Origin of the sequence: Pseudomonas sp. PS02290, from assembly GCF_029960075.1 — a bacterium.
Taxonomy (GTDB): domain Bacteria; phylum Pseudomonadota; class Gammaproteobacteria; order Pseudomonadales; family Pseudomonadaceae; genus Aquipseudomonas.
The window spans coordinates 15,633-34,552 of the sequence record NZ_JASCOY010000060.1 but is presented as its reverse complement, the minus strand read 5'-3'; the positions used below and the strand labels follow the sequence as shown (position 1 = coordinate 34,552).

The following is an 18,920-nucleotide window of genomic DNA, read 5'->3' as shown; positions in this document are numbered from 1 at the left end:
CTGGGGGGGGGGGGGGGGGCGCCCCCACGGAGCGAGACCGGAGTGAAGGAACCCTGACGAAGGAAGGGCCCAACCAGGAGCACAAGCCCTTGGTTACTTGGGGCTTTATCAAGTAACTCGCCGAAGGCGAAACAGTCTGCCCCCAGGCAGACGCACTTGATCTTGACCTAGCTGACCTCAACGCCTTGTTGCTTCAGAAACCCCACAAACGCCTCTTCATCGAGCACTTTCAAGCCCAGTTCATTGGCCTTGGTCAACTTCGAGCCCGCCCCCGGCCCGGCCACCACCGTGTGGGTCTTCGCCGAGACCGAACCGGACACCTTCGCCCCCAGCCCCTCCAGCTTCTCCTTCGCCACGTCCCGGCTCATCAACTCCAGCGAACCGGTCAGGACCCACGTCTGCCCGGCCAGCGGCAAGCCCTCCACCACCTTCTTCTCGCTCTGCCAGTGCATGCCGAAATCCTTCAGCTGCTGCTCGATCGCCAACGCACGCTGCGCATGCTCCGGGACATCGAAAAACGCCCTCACCGCCTGCGCCTGCTTCTCCGGCAGCGTCTGCCGCATATCCAGCCAGTCCGCCTTGACGACCGCCTCAAGGGTGCCGAACTTGTCCGCCAGCTTCTGCGCCGCACCCGGCCCCACCGACGGAATATTCAACTTGTCCAGCATGCCGCCCAGGGTCGCGCTCGCCGCGAACTCCGCGCCCAGATCGCCCGTGTCCTGCAGCTCCATCTGGCATTCGCCGAGCAACGCGCCGATCACGTTCTGGTTGTGCTCGTCCTCGAAGAAACTGTGAATCTCATGGGCGACTTCCAGACCCACGTCCGGCAGATACGTCAGCACCTCCGGCAGCGCCACAACCACCCGATCCAGCGAGCCCAACGACCGCGCCAATACCTTGGCCGTCTCCTCGCCCACGTCTGGAATGCCCAGCGCGTAAATGAAGCGGGCCAGCGTCGGCTTCTTGCTGTCGTCGATGGCCTTGAGCAGCTTCTTGCTGGAGATCTCGGCAAAACCCTCCAGATCGATAATCTGCTCGTAGGTCAGCTTGTACAGATCGGCGGGCGAACCGATGAGCTTCTCGTCCACCAGTTGCTCGATGGTCTTGTCGCCCAGCCCCTCGATGTCCATCGCCCGGCGCGAGACGTAATGGATGATCGCCTGTTTGAGCTGCGCCCCACAGGCCAGACGGCCGACGCAGCGATACACGGCGCCTTCGCTGATGGTTTCCTTGCCCTTGCTGCGCTTGATCAGTTGCGTGCGCTCGACCTGTGAGCCGCACACTGGGCAGGTCTGCGGGATCTCGACGGCGCGCGCGTCTTTCGGGCGGCGCTCCTGGACGACCTGCACCACTTGCGGGATCACGTCGCCCGCGCGGCGGATGATCACCGTGTCGCCGATCATCAAGCCCAGACGCGCCACTTCGTCCATGTTGTGCAGCGTCGCGTTGGCGACGGTCACGCCGGCAACTTTTACCGGTTTCAAACGGGCGACCGGCGTGACGGCGCCGGTGCGGCCGACCTGGAATTCCACGTCCAGCAGCTCGGTAAGTTCTTCCATGGCCGGGAATTTGTGGGCAATGGCCCAGCGCGGTTCGCGGGCGCGGAAACCCAGCTCACGCTGGGCGGCAATGCTGTTCACCTTGAACACCACGCCGTCGATTTCGTACGGCAAAGACAGACGTTTCTCGCCGATGTCGTGGTAGTACTTCAGGCAGTCTTCGATGCCGTGGGCGATTTTCATCTCGCGGCTGATGGGCATGCCCCACGCTTTGAGCTGCTCCAGGTTGCCGGTGTGGGTGTCGGCGATGTCGTGTGACACCTGGCCGATGCCATAACAGCAGAATTCCAGCGGGCGGTTAGCGGTGATTTTCGAGTCCAGCTGGCGCAAGCTGCCGGCGGCCGCGTTGCGCGGGTTGGCAAAAGTCTTGCCGCCGATTTCCAGCTGGCTGGCGTTCAGACGCTCGAAGCCTGCTTTGGACATGAAGACTTCGCCGCGCACTTCGAGGGTGTCCGGCCAGCCTTTGCCGTGCAGCTTCAGCGGGATATTGCGCACCGTACGCACGTTGACGCTGATATCTTCGCCGGTGGTGCCATCGCCGCGGGTGGCGCCGCGAACCAGCGCGCCGTTTTGATAGAGCAGACTGACCGCCAGGCCATCGAGTTTCGGCTCGCAGCTGTATTCCACCTTCTTCGAGGCAGCGGGCAGGTCCAGCCCTTCGTTGACCCGACGATCGAACTCGAGCATGTCGGTTTCTTCGAAGGCGTTGCCCAGGCTCAGCATGGGGATTTCGTGGCGCACCTGGGTGAACGCCGACAGCGCCGCACTGCCCACCCGCTGGGTCGGCGAGTCCGGTGTCACCAGATGCGGGTTCTCCGCCTCCAACGCTTTGAGCTCGTGGAACAGCCGATCGTACTCGACGTCCGGGATGCTCGGCTCGTCGAGGACGTGATAGCGGTAGTTGTGCTGATCAAGCTCAGCGCGCAGTTCAAGGATGCGGGTTTCGGCGGCTTTCATAGGTGTGTTCTCGAAATGCAAAAGAGCAGCCGAAGCTGCTCATTTGGTGATGCTTGAATCTGTGGGAGCGCCAATCAACGACGCTGGGTCAGGGCGCGACGTTCGAACTCGACGATGCGCTGACGGTAATGCTCGATGGTCTGCGCGGTCATGACGCTGCGCTGATCGTCTTTCAATTCACCATTCAGCTCATGGGCCAGTTTGCGAGCGGCAGCGACCATGACATCAAACGCCTGCTTCGGATGACGCGGCCCTGGCAGCCCCAGGAAGAAGCTGACGGCGCGGGTGCTGAAGTGGTCGATATCGTCCAGATCGAACACGCCCGGCTTGACCGCATTGGCCATCGAGAACAGCACTTCGCCGTTGCCGGCCATGCTTTCGTGACGGTGAAAAATGTCCATTTCGCCAAAGCGCAGACCGCTTTCCAGAATGTTCTGCAACAGCGCCGGACCTTTGAAGCCGCTTTCGTCCCGGGAGATGACACTGATCACCAGCACTTCTTCAACGGGCGGCAGGTCCTTGTCTTCGGTGATGCGCTGGTTCGGCTTGTCGTCCGGGAAATCATCGTCGCGGGCACTGAACAGGTCAGGGCCGGCGCTCAGGTTCAGGTCGCCCTGGTGCGGCTCGTCCTTGCGCTTGCCGCGTCGTGGTTCACGTTCGGCACGCTCGCGGGGCGCTGCACTCATCGTCGGCAGGTCGTGCTCGTCGAGTTTCGGTTCTTTATGGGTGTCCAGAACGCGCGCAGGGCCCAACACTTCGGCGGACGTCGGTTCGTCGTCGTCCGGCAGGTTGGATAAGCTGCGGTCCAGTCTGAATTTCAATTTGCCCTTGCCGCCGCGCATACGGCGCCAGCCGTCAAACAGAATACCGGCAATGACAATAATGCCGATGACGATCAGCCACTCTCGCAGACCGATTTCCATGTAGTCCCGTGCCTCTAATAAAATTCTGAAAATTAAGGGCGTCAAACCCCTTTAAAACGTGGAGCCAACTCTATGTTCTGAATGGCCTTTTACCCACGCGAAATGGAAAAGTGGACATTAAGCTAGCACGACCAAAGGCAACTTTACACCGTCTGTTACATCTGGCAGGTCACAAGCATCTGTCACGCTGCGGCGGTGGTTCCTGTACTGGACGCCCGTGCGCCACTTTTCCCTGCAAATCTGCATGATCGCCACGCGATCAACTGCGCATACCGCTATGACTCCACCAGCGCCATCGCCTCCTCTACGTCCACCGCCACCAGCCTCGAACAGCCCGGTTCGTGCATGGTGACGCCCATCAACTGGTCAGCCATTTCCATGGCGATCTTGTTGTGGGTGATGTAGATGAACTGCACGGTCTGCGACATCTCTTTGACCAACCGGGCGTAGCGCCCCACGTTGGCGTCGTCCAGCGGCGCATCGACTTCATCGAGCATGCAGAAAGGCGCCGGGTTGAGTTTGAAGATGGCAAAAACCAGCGCCAGCGCGGTCAGGGCTTTCTCACCCCCGGACAGCAAATGGATCGTGCTGTTTTTCTTGCCGGGAGGACGCGCCATGATCGTCACCCCTGTATCGAGTAAATCTTCGCCCGTCAGTTCCAAATAAGCGCTGCCGCCACCGAAAACTTTTGGAAAAAGTGCCTGAATTCCGCTGTTTATCTGATCAAAGGTCTCTTTGAAGCGGTTACGGGTTTCCTTGTCGATTTTGCGGATCACGCTCTCCAGCGTGTCCAGCGCTTCGACCAGATCGGCGTCCTGGGCGTCCAGATAGCGTTTGCGTTCTGACTGCTGCTGATACTCGTCGATCGCCGCGAGGTTGATGGCGCCCAGACGCTGAATCCGCGCGGCGATGCGTTCCAGTTCGTCTTCGGCGTCCTTCTCGTTGGCTTCGGCGGTCAGGGTCGCCAGCACGCCATCCAGGTCGTAGCCGTCTTCGTGCAATTGCTCCTGAAGCGCCTTGCGTCTTACGGTCAGGGTCTGCCATTCCAGGCGCTGCTGCTCCAGTTGCCCACGCAACAGCGCCGATTGCTGCTCGGCCTGGTTGCGACGTTTCTCGGCTTCGCGCAGTTCGCGGTCGGCGTCCTCCAGAGCGTTCTTGGCGGTGCGCATCTCTTCGTCGACGACCATGCGCTTTTCCAGCAGCTCTTCGAGCTTCATGCGCAGTTCTTCAAGCGGCGCGGCGCCCTCCTCCAGGTTCAGGCTCAGCTGCTCGCGCTTCTCGGTCAGGCGCTCGGACTGCATCTCCAGCCGCTCAAGGGCCTGGCGCGTGGAATCATGCTGCGCGCGCAGCGAACCCAGGCGCACGGCCAACTGGTTGGCGTGATCCTTATGCTGGCGTGCTTCATGACGCACCCGGTCCAGGCGCTCGCGCAGGCTGTCGCGCTGGGCCAGCAGCAACTCGCGCTGTTCAGTGTCCAGCGCCATGCTGTCGAGGGCGTCCTGCAATTGCAGGCGGGATTCGCCGAGGGTTTCCTGCTCCATGGCCCGCTGTTCGGCGAGCTCGGTCAATTCTTCGTCGAGCCGCGTGCGGCGCAGGGTCAACTGCTCGACCTTGGCTTTGGCGGCGGACAACTGCGCCTTGAGTTCGCTCTGCTGACGGGCTTCGTCCTGCAGGCGACGGCGCAATTGCTCGCGGTTGTCTTCCTGGGTGCGTTGCTGTTCGCGCTGGGTCGACAGTTGCTCATCCAGCGCCGCCAACGTTGCTTCGCGTTCTTCACGCTCGGCTTCCAGACGCTGCAATTCCTGACCCCGCGCCAGCACCCCGCTTTCGGCCTCGCTGGCGCGGCGCACACGGAGAAAATCCCGACCGACCCAGTAGCCTTCGCGGCTGATCAGGCTCTCACCGGCGCCCAGTTGCCCGCGCAGCGCCAGCGCATCGTCGAGGGTTTCAACGGGTTTGACCTGGCCCAGCCAGTGGGTCAGATCGACCTGCGTATCGACCTTGTCCAGCAGGCTGCCAGGGATGCGCGTGATGTCAGCGCCGGGACTCACCAGGCGCAGGTCGCCCTGACTGAATCCGGCCAGATCGAGCCCGGCGAAATCATCCACCAGCACCGCATTCAAGTCGGCGCCAAGCACAGTTTCCACGGCCATTTCCCAGCCGGCCTCGACCTGCAGCCCTTCAGCCAGACGCGGAAGCTCGCTCAGTTGATGGTCGCGCAGCCACTCGGCGGTGCCGGTGCCGGGATCGAGTGCCGCCTGTTGCAGGGCTTCCAGCGACGCAATCCGGCCGTTCAACCGCTGCAGATCGCCTTGGGCCTGTTGTTGCGATTGGGTAGCCTGTTGCAGATCGACGCGCAGTTGCTCAAGGCGCTCGATCAGGTGTTCTTCTTCGGCGGTCAGTTCTTCAAAGGCCATTTCCCGCGCGGCGAGGTCTTCGCTGAGCTCGAGAATTGCGGCGTCTTCGGGGTCCGCCGCGAGCAATTGGCGCTCTTCCCCCAAACGCCGCTGACGCTCGGCCAGTCGTTCCAGGCTGGTTTCCAGCTGCTGAATGCGCGATTGCTGCACTTCCGCCTGACGCCGGGGTTCGGCGGACGTGAGGTTGAAGGCGTCCCACTGTTCCTGCCAGCCATGCATGGCGGTTTCGGCGTCTTCCAGCGCTGCGGCAGATTCTTCGGCGGCGGCGAGGGTGATTTCCTGCTCCGGCTCGAGCATTTCCAGCTCTTCGCCGAGGGTCGCCAGCAGCGTGCGGTCGTGACCCAGATGGGATTCGGTTTCCATGCGCGCACGCTCGGCTTCGCGCAGGTCGTCCTGCAACTGGCGCAGCCGTTGCTGACCGTGCTGGATGCTCTGCTCGACCCGGGCGATGTCGCCGCCCACGGAGTAGAAACGCCCCTGCACCAGGTTGAATCGCTCGGACAGGTCGTGATGACCGTCGCGCAGGCGCTCGATGGCGGCGTCGGCGCTGCGCTGGTCGGCGACCAACGACTCGAAGCCGACTTCCTGATTGCCGATCACCGATTCCCGCTGCGCGACCTGCTCGTTCAGCGCCTGCCAGCGCAACGCCGACAGCTGCGCCTTGAGCTGACGCTCTTCGGCCTTGTATTCCTGATACTTCTCGGCGGCCTGGGCCTGACGCTGCAGACGCTCCAGCTGCCGACCCAGTTCTTCGCGCAAATCGGTCAGGCGCGCCAGGTTCTCGTGGGTGCGGCGGATGCGGTTTTCGGTGTCGCGGCGGCGCTCCTTGTACTTGGAGATGCCGGCGGCTTCTTCGATAAAATTGCGCAGGTCCTCGGGCTTGGCTTCGATCAGCTTGGAGATCATGCCCTGCTCGATGATCGAGTAGCTGCGTGGGCCCAGGCCGGTGCCGAGAAAGATGTCGGTGATGTCGCGGCGACGGCATTTGGTGCCGTTGAGGTAATAGCTGTTCTGGCTGTCGCGGGTCACTTTGCGGCGGATGGAAATTTCCGCGTAGCTGGCGTATTCGCCGACCAGGGTGCCGTCGGAGTTATCGAAGACCAGCTCGATGCTCGCCTGGCTCACCGGTTTGCGGCTGGTGGAGCCGTTGAAGATGACGTCGGTCATCGACTCGCCGCGCAGGTTCTTGGCCGAGCTTTCGCCCATGACCCAGCGCACCGCGTCGATGATGTTGGATTTGCCGCATCCATTGGGGCCGACCACGGCCGCCATGTTGCTGGGGAAGTTCACCGTCGTCGGGTCGACGAACGATTTGAACCCGGCCAGCCTGATGCATTTGAGGCGCATGAATCAGCTGGCCGCCAGGGCAGACAACACCGATTGGCAGCTGCGCTCGGCGTAGCAGGTCAGCACGTCGCGGATCCGCGCCAGATCCCGCGCCACCACCGCTTCGAGCAACTGGCCGAAGAGGGTCAGGTACTCGCTCATTTCCGCCTGGCGTTGATCCAGGGCGAGGAAATAGAAGCGGCTCATGGACGGCTGCAGGTTCTCGACGGTCTCCTCCAGGTACGGGTTGTTGGCGAACGGATAGGCCGCGCGCATGACATTGAAGCTCTCTTCAACGAAGCCCTTCACGTCCTGGCGCTCGCAACTGGCGATGAGGCGCTGCTGGATCTGCTGGAACGCCGCGAGGTCGACCGGCTCTTTCCAGCTTCGCGCCACGGCCAGACCGAGGAGGATGTACATCTCACTCATCAGGGCGCAGAGGCTGGTGATGTTGTGTGGGGTCAGGACCGAGACCTGCGCGCCGCGACGGGGCAGGATCACGATCAGATGGCGGCGCTCGAGAATCAGCAGCGCCTCGCGCACCGAGCCACGGCTCACGTTCAGCGCGGCCGTGACCTTCTGCTCCTGAATCCGCTCCCCTGGCTTGAGCTCGCCGCGGATGATGCGCTCGGCAAGGTGGTGAGCGATCTGCTCGGCGAGGCTGTCAGGTGCCTTGAACGTCATTTCTTACCTTCAACTTCTTTGGTCGCAAACAAGCGGCGGAGTGTATCGCACTGCAGGTCTGTGGCGCAGGGCCATACTGTGGAAACTGGCACGAATTAAGCAGAAACACGGACATGTTTCTGATCACAGGCACTCAGTCGTTAGACGTTATCGTCAGGTGGGTTATCGGCCATTTCTCGAAATAATGAATTTCTTGACCTTTGAGTCAGAAATTAATTGACCCGATAGTCAGAGCTGATAGATTCATCGACATGTTCGATGACCCATCCGCCGGCAGCTGTGACCAGTGCTTATTAACGACAAGAACGAGGCGCGACCCGTGATCCAGTTTCTCCTGAACCAAGAGCTGAAAACCGAACAGGCTCTGGACCCCAATGTGACGGTGCTCAACTACCTGCGCGAGCACCTGCATAAGTCCGGCACCAAAGAAGGCTGCGCCAGCGGCGATTGCGGCGCGTGTACCGTGGTCGTCGGCGAGCTGACCACTGACGCGGCGGGCCGGGAGCAGCTGAGTTATCGCAGCCTCAATTCGTGCCTGACCTTCGTGGCCTCGCTGCACGGCAAGCAATTGATCAGCGTCGAAGACCTCAAGCATCAGGGCCGCTTGCACAGCGTTCAGCAGGCGATGGTCGACTGCCACGGTTCCCAGTGCGGTTTCTGTACGCCGGGTTTTGTGATGTCGCTGTTCGCGCTGCAAAAGAACAGTGCCGAGTCCGCGTCCGCTGAAACAAAACATGCTCAGGCCCACGAAGCCCTGGCTGGCAATCTGTGCCGCTGTACCGGTTATCGACCGATCCTCGCGGCGGCCGAGCAAAGCTGCAGTCAACCGCCAGCGGACCAGTTCGATGCCTTGAAGGCTCAGACCATCGCGCGCCTGAAGGCCATCGCGCCGACGCAAACCGGCGAGCTGAACAGCGGCGACAAGCGTTGCCTGGTGCCGCTGACCGTCGCCGATCTGGCGGATCTCTACGATGCCTACCCGCAAGCCCGGCTGCTGGCCGGCGGCACCGACCTGGCGCTTGAAGTGACGCAATTCCATCGCCCGCTGCCGGTGATGATCTACGTCGGCAACGTCGCGGCGATGAAGAAGATCGAGCACTTCGAAGACCGCATCGAGATCGGCGCGGCGACCGCCCTCACCGATTGCTACGAAGCTTTGAGCCGCGAGTACCCGGATTTCGGTGAATTGCTGCACCGTTTTGCATCGCTGCAGATCCGCAATCAGGGCACCCTCGGCGGCAACATCGGCAACGCCTCTCCGATTGGCGACTCCCCGCCCCTTCTCATCGCACTGGGCGCGAAGATCGTGCTGCGCAAGGGCGAACAAACCCGCACCTTGGCGTTGGAGGATTACTTCATCGATTACCGCGTGACCGTGCGTCAGGAAAGCGAATTCATCGAGCGCATCATCGTGCCCCGCGCCAACCCCCGGCAGACGTTTCGCGCGTACAAAGTGTCCAAACGGCTGGACGACGACATCTCGGCGGTCTGCGCCGCGTTCCGCGTGCACATCGAAAACGGCGCCATCGTTGACGCCCGCGCGGCGTTCGGCGGCATGGCGGCGATCCCCAAACGTGCGGCCCATTGCGAGCAGGCACTGATCGGCCAGCCGTGGACGTCGGCCACCATCGAGCGCGCCTGCGCCGCACTGGCCGAGGATTTCACCCCGCTGACGGACTTCCGCGCGAGCAAGGAATACCGCCTGCTCAGCGCGCAGAACCTGCTGCGCAAATACTTCATTGAAGTGCAAACGCCTCACATCCAGACGCGGGTGACAGCTTATGTCTAATCATCATTCAGCCAGGTCCCAGGAAGAAATGGTCGCCCTGTTTCAGCAGGACCTGACCACCGGCGTCGGCCGCAGCGTGAAACACGACAGTGCTGACAAGCACGTTTCCGGCGAAGCGATCTACATCGACGACCGCCTCGAATTCCCCAATCAGCTGCACGTGTATGCGCGGCTGTCCGACCGTGCCCACGCGCGCATCGTCCGCGTCGACGTGTCGCCCTGCTACGCCTTCGACGGCGTGCGCATCGCCATCACCCACGAAGACATTCCGGGCCTCAAGGACATCGGCCCGCTGCTACCCGGCGATCCGTTGCTGGCCATCGACACGGTCGAGTTCGTCGGTCAGCCGGTGATTGCCGTGGCCGCGCGGGATCTGGAAACCGCACGCAAGGCGGCGATGGCCGCAATCATCGAATACGAAGACTTGGAACCCGTGCTCGATGTGGTTCAGGCCTACCGCAACAAGCACTTCGTGCTCGACAGCCACACGCACCAGCGCGGTGATTCGGCGACGGCGCTGGCCTCCGCTCCCCACCGGATTCAGGGCACGCTGCACATCGGCGGTCAGGAGCACTTTTACCTGGAGACGCAGATTTCGTCGGTCATGCCCACGGAAGACGGCGGCATGATCGTTTACTGCTCGACGCAGAACCCGACCGAGGTGCAGAAGCTCGTTGCCGAAGTGCTGGACGTGTCGATGAACAAGATCGTCGTCGACATGCGCCGCATGGGCGGCGGCTTTGGCGGCAAGGAAACCCAGGCCGCGAGCCCCGCGTGCCTGTGCGCGGTGGTTGCGCGCCTGACCGGCCAGCCGACCAAGATGCGCCTGCCGCGCATGGAAGACATGATCATGACCGGCAAGCGGCACCCGTTTTACGTCGAGTACGACGTGGGCTTTGACAACGACGGGCGCCTGCACGGCATTCAGCTGGAGCTGGCGGGCAACTGCGGTTATTCACCGGACCTGTCGGCGTCCATCGTCGACCGGGCGATGTTTCACGCCGACAATTCGTATTACCTGGGCGACGCCACGATCAACGGCCATCGCTGCAAGACCAACACCGCGTCGAACACGGCCTACCGCGGCTTCGGCGGCCCCCAGGGGATGGTCGCCATCGAAGAGGTGATGGACGCCATCGCCCGGCACTTGGGCAAGGACCCGCTGGCGGTGCGCAAGGCCAACTATTACGGCAAGACCGAGCGCAACGTCACCCACTACTACCAGACCGTCGAGCACAACATGCTCGAAGAAATGACCGCGGAGCTGGAGGAAAGCAGTGACTACGCCGAGCGGCGCAAAGCGATCAAGGCCTACAACGCCAACAGCCCGATTCTGAAGAAAGGCCTGGCGCTGACCCCGGTGAAATTCGGCATTTCCTTCACCGCCAGCTTCCTCAATCAGGCCGGCGCGCTGATTCACATCTACACCGACGGCAGCATCCATCTCAATCACGGCGGCACCGAGATGGGCCAGGGCCTGAACGTTAAAGTCGCGCAGGTGGTGGCCGAGGTGTTTCAGGTCGACATCGACCGCGTGCAGATCACCGCGACCAACACCGATAAGGTGCCGAACACGTCGCCAACCGCAGCGTCCAGCGGCGCCGACCTGAACGGCAAGGCTGCGCAGAATGCCGCGGAAATCCTCAAGCAGCGGCTGGTGGAATTCGCAGCCAAGCATTACCAGTGCGATGAATCGCGGGTCGAGTTCCGCAACGGCCACGTCCGCGTCGGCGAGCAGGTCATCAGCTTCGACACCTTGGCGCAGCAGGCATGGATGGGCCAGGTGTCGCTGTCGAGCACCGGCTATTACAAGACGCCGAAAATTTTCTACGACCGCAGCCAGGCGCGCGGCCGGCCGTTCTATTACTTTGCCTTCGGCGCGGCCTGCACCGAAGTGCTGGTCGATACCCTGACCGGCGAGTACAAAATGCTGCGCACGGACATTCTTCATGACGTCGGCGCCTCCCTGAATCCAGCCATCGACATCGGTCAGGTCGAGGGCGGCTACATTCAAGGGATGGGCTGGCTGACCACCGAGGAACTGGTCTGGAACGACAAAGGCAAGCTGATGACCAACGGCCCGGCGGGCTACAAGATTCCGGCCGTGGCCGACATGCCGGCGGACCTGCGGGTGAAGCTGGTGGAGAACCGCAAGAACCCCGAAGACACGGTGTTTCATTCCAAAGCCGTGGGTGAGCCGCCGTTCATGCTGGGCATCGCCACGTGGTGCGCAATCAAGGACGCGGTGGCGAGCCTGGGCGATTACCGGCACCAGCCGAAGATCGACGCACCGGCGACCCCGGAGCGGGTGTTGTGGGGGTGTGAACAGATGCGGGCGTTGCGGGTCGCGACGCAGGCATCAGAAGGTGTTGCCCATGAGCTGGTGGGTTCGCCGGTGTAGATCGTCCCCACGCTCCGCGTGGGAATGCAGCCCGAGACGCTCCGCGTCGATTAAGCGACGCGGAGCGTCAGAGGGTCCGTGGCCACGCAGAGCGTGGGAACGATCGACGTTTTGGTCAGGAGAAATCACATGAATAACTGGATCAGCGCCCTCGCCGACTTGCAGCATCAGGGCGAGGCATGCGTACTGGTGACCATCATCGAGGAGCGTGGCTCGACGCCGCGCAACGCCGGCTCGAAAATGGTCGTCAGCGCCGCGAGGATCTTCGACACCATCGGCGGCGGGCATCTGGAATACAAGGCCATGGAAATCGCCCGGGAGATGCTCGCCAGCGGCAGCCAGCAAACCCGCCTGGAGCGCTTCAGCCTCGGCGCCAGCCTGGGTCAGTGCTGCGGCGGCGTGAACGTGTTGCTGTTCGAACCCATGGGCCAGCCCCAGGCGCACATCGCCGTGTTCGGCGCCGGCCACGTCGGTCGGGCGCTGGTGCCGCTGCTCTCCAGCCTGCCCTGCCGCGTGCGCTGGATCGATTCCCGCAAGGCCGAATTTCCCGCGCAGTTGCCGGAAGGCGTAACGCAGATCCTCAGCGAGGACGTCATCGAAGAAGTCGACAACCTCCCGGCTGGCAGCTATTGCATCGTCATGACCCACAATCATCAGCTGGACCTTGAGCTGGCCGCCGCGATTCTCAAGCGCGGCGACTTCAGCTATTTCGGCCTGATCGGCTCGAAAACCAAGCGCGTGAAGTTCGAGCATCGCCTGCGTGATCGTGGCTTCGACGCCGCTGTGGTGCAGCGCATGCGTTGCCCCATGGGCCTGACCGAGGTCAAAGGCAAACTGCCCATGGAAATCGCCGTGTCCATCGCCGGCGAAGTGATCGCCACCTACAACGCTCATTTCGGCGAGCAGAGCACCACCGCCGAACCTGTCGCCAAGCTGCTGCCGGTGTCCCGCCGCAGCCAGGCCCAATGAATCCCGGAAGAACGATCAACTGACATGACCACAGATATCAGCACTGCCAAAAAAGCCTACCGCGCCGCCATCATTCACAGCATCGCCGACCCTGCCGACGTGGCAGTGGAAGCGTCGTATGAGTATTTCGAAGACGGCCTGATGCTGGTGGAAAACGGCAAGATCCTCGCCCTCGGCACTGCCGAAGACCTGTTGGGCACGCTTGCCGACGACATCGAAATCGTCACTTATCAGGACGCGCTGATCACCGCCGGTTTCATCGACACCCACATTCATTTGCCACAGACCGGCATGGTCGGGTCCTACGGCGAGCAGTTGCTCGACTGGCTGAATACTTACGTCTTTCCCTGCGAGAAGCAGTTCGAAGACCCCGAGCATTCGGCGCAGGTGGCTGACATCTTTCTCAAGGAATTACTGCGCAACGGCACCACCACCGCACTGGTGTTCGGCAGTCGGCACAAGGAGTCGGTGGAGGCGCTGTTCAGTGCCGCCGAGAAGCTCAATCTGCGTCTGATCGCCGGCAAGGTGATGATGGACCGCAACGCCCCGGATTATCTGGTGGACACCGCCGAATCCAGCTACGTCGACAGCAAGGCGCTGATCGAGCGCTGGCACGGCAAGGGCCGCCTGCATTACGCCGTCACCCCACGCTTCGCACCGACCAGCACGCCCGAACAATTGACCCTCGCCGGGCAGTTGCTGACCGAGTACCCCGACCTGTACATGCAGACCCACATCAGTGAAAACCTGAAGGAGGTTGAGTGGGTCAAGGCGCTGTTCCCGGAGCGCAAGAATTACCTGGACGTGTACGACCATTTCAACCTGCTCGGCGAGCGCTCGGTGTTTGCCCACGGCGTGCACCTGTGCGACCAGGAATGTGAGCGCCTGGCGGAAACCGGGTCCGCCATCGCCTTCTGCCCGACGTCCAACTTCTTCCTCGGCAGCGGGCTGTTCAACTTGCCGATGGCCGAAAAGCACAAGGTCAACGTAGGACTCGGAACAGACGTCGGCGCTGGCACCAGTTTCTCGCTGCTGCACACGCTGAACGAGGCGTACAAGGTCATGCAGTTGCAAGGCGCCAAGTTGAGCCCGTTCAAATCGCTGTATCTCGCAACGCTGGGCGGCGCACGGGCGCTGCGGCTGGAAGACAAGATCGGCAACCTGCAGCCGGGCAGCGAGGCGGACTTCGTGGTGCTGGATTTCAACGCCACCCCGCTGCTGTCCTACCGCATGAGTCAGGCGACGAGCATTGAAGAGCAGCTGTTTGTGTTGATGACCCTGGGGGATGACCGCACCGTCAGCGAAACGTATTCGGCGGGGGTGTTGGTGCATAAGCGTTGAGGCTATGCCGCAAACGGTAGGAGCGCTTGCCCGCAATGCAGTGTGTCAGCCGGCGTTGATGTCACAGGCCCGCCGCTTCGCGACCGTCGTAACCTCCGATTGCTCCTACAGGAGATCTGCGCTCGACGCGGATTTTCGATGACAGCTGGAAACTGTAGGAGCGACCGGGGTGGCGCTCCACCTTGCTCGCGAAGACTGAGGTACATCCAACCTAAATCTTCCCGCTGTGCCGCAGCATTCGTGAGCAAACTCAGTCCCACAGGTCCCCGGTCCGACCAGAGTTATCGGCGTCAGCACAGAATTTGTGGGAGCGACCGGGGTGGCGCTCCACCTTGCTCGCGAAAGCGTTCAGTCAGTCAGCCTGGATGTGGCCGACACACCGCATTCGTGAGCAAGCTCAGTCCCACAGGTCCCAGGTCCGACCAGAGTTACCGAAGTCAGCACAGAATTTGTGGGAGTGAGCTTGCTCGCGAAAGCATTCTGTCAGTCAGCCTGGATGAGGCCAACGCACCGCATTCGTGAGCAAGCTCACTCCCACAGGTCCCCGGTTCGACCAGAGTTATCGGCGTCAGCACAGAATGTGTGGGAGCGACCGGGGTGGCGCTCCACCTTGCTCGCGAAAGCATTCTGTCAGTCAGCCTGGATGTTTCTTACTCACCCCATTCGTGAGCAAGCTCACTCCCACAGGTCCCCGGTTCGACCAGAGTTATCGGCGTCAGCACAGAATTTGTGGGAGCGAGCTTGCTCGCGAAGGCGTTCTGTCAGTCAGCCTGGGTGTGGCTGACCCACCCCATTCGTGCGCAAGTTGGAGCGCCACCCTGGCCACTCCCCCGTTTAGACCGCGGTGCTGCGCCCTGCTTTTTTCTTCGGCAGCATCAGGTGCGAGAACACCGCATGGAGGTCGTCGGAGGCGCTGTCTTCGTCGAGGTTGAGCTTGCTGTCGATGTGATCCATGTGATGCATCATCAGGTTCACCGCCAGGGTTGCGTCGCGGGCTTCGATGGCGTCGATCAGTTGGGTGTGTTCATCGTACGAGCAGTGCGAGCGGTTGCCGCTTTCGTACTGGGCGATGATCAGCGAAGTCTGCGAGACCAGGCTGCGCTGAAAGCTGATCAGCGGGGCGTTCTTCGCCGCTTCCGCCAGTTTCAGATGGAATTCCCCCGACAGACGAATCCCCGCCCCTCGATCCCCTTTCGAAAAGCTGTCGCGCTCGTCGCTGACCATCTGGCGCAGCTCACTGAGCTGTTCCGCCGTGGCGTGCTCGACCGCCAGTTCCGTGATCGCCTTCTCCACCAGACGCCGGGCGAAGAACACCTGTCGTGCCTCTTCGACGCTCGGGCTGGCCACCACCGCGCCGCGATTCGGACGCAGCAACACCACGCCTTCGTGGGCCAGTCGCGAGAGGGCGCGACGAATGATGGTGCGGCTGACGCCGAAGATTTCACCGAGGGCTTCTTCGCTCAGCTTGGTGCCGGGCGCCAGACGCTGTTCGAGGATCGCCTCGAAAATGTGGGCGTAGACGATGTCGTCCTGGGTGCCGCTGCGGCCGGACTTGGCCGTGCGTGAATGTTTCTTGAGGGGTTGCAACTGATCGTTCATGGGCACTCGTGGTAACAGAATCCGGCGCGGGGCCTTGCCGTGATCAGGGCGGGTATGACCACTGTTGGAGCAACCAATAGCAGATATCCCGGCAAAGTCACAGTAAAAGTAATGGCGCATTGTACACAGCCGGCAAAGTCTGCACAGGCCCCGAAATGACGGGGCGTTATGCACACAATCCGCTAAATATTCCGCACAGGATCGAAAACATTATTTGCATTATTTGTATACAAAAGCATAATCCCTTCGTGCACGTTTCTGACCTTTCAGTCAACAAATCAGCCTGACAGGTCCATACGCCTCCCGGAGCCCGCAACCGGCTTTGTCATAACAACAAAAACGTCCCGAGGATTTCACTGTGGAAAGTCGCAAAACCGAAGCCACGCCGCTGGATCTCACGCTGCCGCGCAAAGGCCTGCTCGAACGCCTGTTCAAGCTCAGCCTGCACGGCACGACCGTCCGAACCGAGCTGCTGGCAGGGCTCACGACCTTCATCACCATGGCCTACATCATCTTCGTCAACCCCAACATCATGGCCGACGCCGGCATCGATCACGGCGCGGCGTTTGTCGCGACCTGCATCGCCGCTGCGCTGGGTTGCCTGCTGATGGGGCTGTACGCCAACTGGCCGGTGGGCCTGGCGCCGGGGATGGGCCTGAACGCATTCTTTACCTACACCGTGGTCGGCACCATGGGCTACAGCTGGGAGACAGCGCTGGGCGCGGTATTCGTTTCGGGCGTGATCTTCATGTTCCTGACCCTCTCACGCATCCGCGAATGGCTGCTCAACAGCATCCCGGTCAGCCTGCGTTACGCCATGGGCGCGGGGGTCGGGCTGTTTCTCGGGCTGATCGGCCTGAAGACCGCCGGCATCGTGGTCGACAGCCCGGCGACGCTGATCAAGCTCGGCTCGTTGCGCGAGCCCGGTCCGCTGCTCGCCGCCATCTGCTTTCTGATGATTGCCGTGCTCAGCTATCACCGGGTCTTCGGCGCGATCCTCATCAGCATCATCACGGTAACGCTGGCCGGCTGGGGCCTGGGGCTGGTGCACTACAACGGCATTTTCTCCACGCCGCCGAGCCTGGCGCCGACCTGGATGGCGATGGACCTGGCCGGCGTGTTCAATGTCAGCATGATCAGCGTGGTGCTGGCGTTTCTGTTCGTGCACATGTTCGACACGGCCGGCACGCTCATGGGTGTGGCACAGCGCGCCGGTTTGGTGCGCGAAGACGGCCGCATCGAGAACCTCTCGCGGGCGTTGAAGGCGGACAGCGCGTCCAGCGTGTTCGGTGCGATGGTCGGTGTGCCGCCGGTCACCAGCTACGTGGAAAGCGCCTCGGGCGTGGCGGCCGGGGGTCGGACTGGTCTGACCGCCGTGACCGTGGGCGTGCTGTTCGTGGCGGCGATGTTCTTCGCCCCGCTGGCTGGCATGATTCCCGCTTACGCGACCGCAGGTGCATTGATTTACGTGGCGATGCTGATGATGGGTGGCATGGCGCACATCGACTGGGACGAAGCCACCGACAGCATTCCGGCGATCGTCACCGCGATCATGATGCCGCTGACCTTTTCGGTCGCAGACGGGATCGCGCTGGGGTTCATCACCTACGTGGTGCTGAAAGCCGGCACCGGCCGCCATCGGGAAATCTCCATCAGCCTGTGGGTGCTGTGCGCGATCTTCATCGCCAAGTTCGTGTTTTTGTAACGCTTTCCGGCCGCCGCACTGCTGATGGATGGCAGTCGTCACCGTACATGACCGGAAGCGCCGCGCAGCCCGCGGCGTTTCTGCTTTCAGATAAACAAGGAGAACACCCCATGACACTGGAAACCTGGCTGCTGTTCAGCGGGGCGGCATTGGTGGTCATTCTGATTCCGGGGCCGCTGTCGCTGCTGATGATCGGCAACAGCCTGAATTACGGCCTGCTGCGCTCCTACCCCGCCTTCCTCGGCGGCGTCTGCGCATCGATCTGCCTGCTCAGCGCTTCGGCCCTGGGACTGGGCGCCTTGTTGTTGGCGTCCGAGCAGTTGTTCAGCGCCTTGAAAATCGTCGGCGGTCTGTACCTGTTTTACCTGGCCTGGCAAAGCTGGAAACAGTCGCGCCGGCCCGCCGTTGCCGCCGAAGTGCCCGAGGCCGCCAGCAAACCCGCCTTCGGCTCACTGTTCTGGCGCGCCTTTGTGCTGGGCGGCAGCAACCCGAAAGACATCCTGTTTTTCGCCGCCTTTCTGCCGCAGTTTCTCAAGGCCGATGAGCCGTTTTTCGGCCAGTTGATCACCATGATCATCACCTGGACCGTCCTCGACCTGAGCTGCAAATTGTTCTACGGCCTCAGCGCCCAGGGCGCGGCCCGCTATCTGCGCACCGGCAAGGGCCAGACCTGGTTCAACCGCATCAGCGCCGGTCTGTTCGGCACTGCGGGCACCGTTGCGCTGATCAGCCGCTGACGTCTTAACAGCCAAACACTCGGCGCAAAAACCAGGGGCAAAAAAAAGCCCGCAGTATGGGCGGGCAAGAGGAACGCGGGGAGCAACAAGCGGCAGCGATCTAGCTGCCGCGATACGTCGAGTAGCTGTAGGGCGAAATCAGCAGTGGCACGTGGTAGTGGTCTTGCCCGGCGTCGATGCCGAAGCGCAGCACCACCTCATCGAGAAACCCGTGCTCGCCGGATTGCACGCCTTTGCCGCGAAAGTATTCACCGGCCTGAAACTGCAATTGATAGACGCCAGACTGGTAGTCATCGCCCTGCAAAAGCGGGGCGTCGCAGCGGCCGTCGCTGTTGGTCACTGCTTCAGCGACTTTCTCCAGCCGGTCGCCATCGACCCGATAAAGCGCAACGCGGATGGAGCTGCCGGGGCAGCCATGTGCAGCGTCCAGCACGTGAGTGGTGAGTCGTCCCATGGCGTGTCGTTGCCTCATTCAGTAAGAGATTAAGAGATGGCCTGCACCCGAAAAGGGCA

The 18,920-nt window shown here is 62.0% G+C and carries 12 protein-coding genes; 6 read left to right on the top strand and 6 right to left on the bottom strand.

Going from position 1 to position 18,920, the window contains the following annotated elements; genetic code table 11:
• Positions 1–167: 167 nt before the first annotated feature.
• From ligA to QMX88_RS21030, 4 genes are all read right to left on the bottom strand, one after another.
• Positions 168–2,516, bottom strand: coding sequence for an NAD-dependent DNA ligase LigA (gene ligA, locus QMX88_RS21045; protein ID WP_282372155.1), 2,349 nt, complete (start codon positions 2,514–2,516; stop codon positions 168–170).
• Positions 2,517–2,590: 74 nt separating this feature from the next.
• A complete protein-coding gene (gene zipA / locus QMX88_RS21040) occupies positions 2,591–3,439 on the bottom strand; it encodes a cell division protein ZipA (RefSeq protein WP_282372154.1) in 849 nt (282 codons plus the stop codon).
• 275 nt (positions 3,440–3,714) lie between these two features.
• Entirely contained in the window at positions 3,715–7,203 is a 3,489-nt protein-coding gene (gene smc / locus QMX88_RS21035; protein WP_282372153.1) for a chromosome segregation protein SMC, read from the bottom strand.
• 3 nt (positions 7,204–7,206) lie between these two features.
• Positions 7,207–7,866: a GntR family transcriptional regulator gene (locus QMX88_RS21030; RefSeq protein WP_192174194.1), complete on the bottom strand. Its 660-nt coding sequence runs from the start codon at positions 7,864–7,866 to the stop codon at positions 7,207–7,209.
• Between the two features lie 319 nt (positions 7,867–8,185).
• Between QMX88_RS21030 and xdhA the strand changes: the two genes are divergently transcribed.
• From xdhA to guaD, 4 genes are all read left to right on the top strand, one after another.
• Entirely contained in the window at positions 8,186–9,655 is a 1,470-nt protein-coding gene (xdhA, locus tag QMX88_RS21025) for a xanthine dehydrogenase small subunit (protein ID WP_282372152.1), read from the top strand.
• Positions 9,648–12,056, top strand: coding sequence for a xanthine dehydrogenase molybdopterin binding subunit (xdhB, locus tag QMX88_RS21020; protein WP_282372151.1), 2,409 nt, complete (start codon positions 9,648–9,650; stop codon positions 12,054–12,056). The genes xdhA and xdhB overlap by 8 nt, the downstream gene beginning before the upstream one ends.
• 129 nt (positions 12,057–12,185) lie before the next feature.
• Positions 12,186–13,025, top strand: coding sequence for a xanthine dehydrogenase accessory protein XdhC (xdhC, locus tag QMX88_RS21015; RefSeq protein ID WP_282372150.1), 840 nt, complete (start codon positions 12,186–12,188; stop codon positions 13,023–13,025).
• A 24-nt stretch (positions 13,026–13,049) separates the two neighbouring features.
• The gene (guaD, locus tag QMX88_RS21010; protein WP_282372149.1) at positions 13,050–14,366 is read left to right on the top strand and encodes a guanine deaminase; all 1,317 of its coding nucleotides are present in this window, start codon (positions 13,050–13,052) and stop codon (positions 14,364–14,366) included.
• An 834-nt stretch (positions 14,367–15,200) separates the two neighbouring features.
• Here guaD and QMX88_RS21005 read toward each other — a convergent pair.
• Complete coding sequence (locus QMX88_RS21005) at positions 15,201–15,965, bottom strand: GntR family transcriptional regulator (protein WP_192174191.1); 765 nt, start codon at positions 15,963–15,965, stop codon at positions 15,201–15,203.
• A gap of 358 nt (positions 15,966–16,323) precedes the next feature.
• Here QMX88_RS21005 and QMX88_RS21000 point away from each other — a divergent pair, with 358 nt between their 5' ends.
• Both QMX88_RS21000 and QMX88_RS20995 read left to right on the top strand, forming a co-directional pair.
• Positions 16,324–17,670, top strand: a complete 1,347-nt coding sequence (locus QMX88_RS21000) for an NCS2 family permease (RefSeq protein ID WP_282372148.1) — start codon at positions 16,324–16,326, stop codon at positions 17,668–17,670.
• 110 nt (positions 17,671–17,780) lie between these two features.
• Positions 17,781–18,407, top strand: coding sequence for a LysE family translocator (locus tag QMX88_RS20995; RefSeq protein WP_122537313.1), 627 nt, complete (start codon positions 17,781–17,783; stop codon positions 18,405–18,407).
• 100 nt (positions 18,408–18,507) lie between these two features.
• On the opposite strand, the gene uraH is transcribed toward QMX88_RS20995, so the two are convergent.
• The gene (gene uraH, locus QMX88_RS20990) at positions 18,508–18,861 is read right to left on the bottom strand and encodes a hydroxyisourate hydrolase (RefSeq protein ID WP_282372146.1); all 354 of its coding nucleotides are present in this window, start codon (positions 18,859–18,861) and stop codon (positions 18,508–18,510) included.
• Between the last annotated feature and the right edge of the window lie 59 nt (positions 18,862–18,920).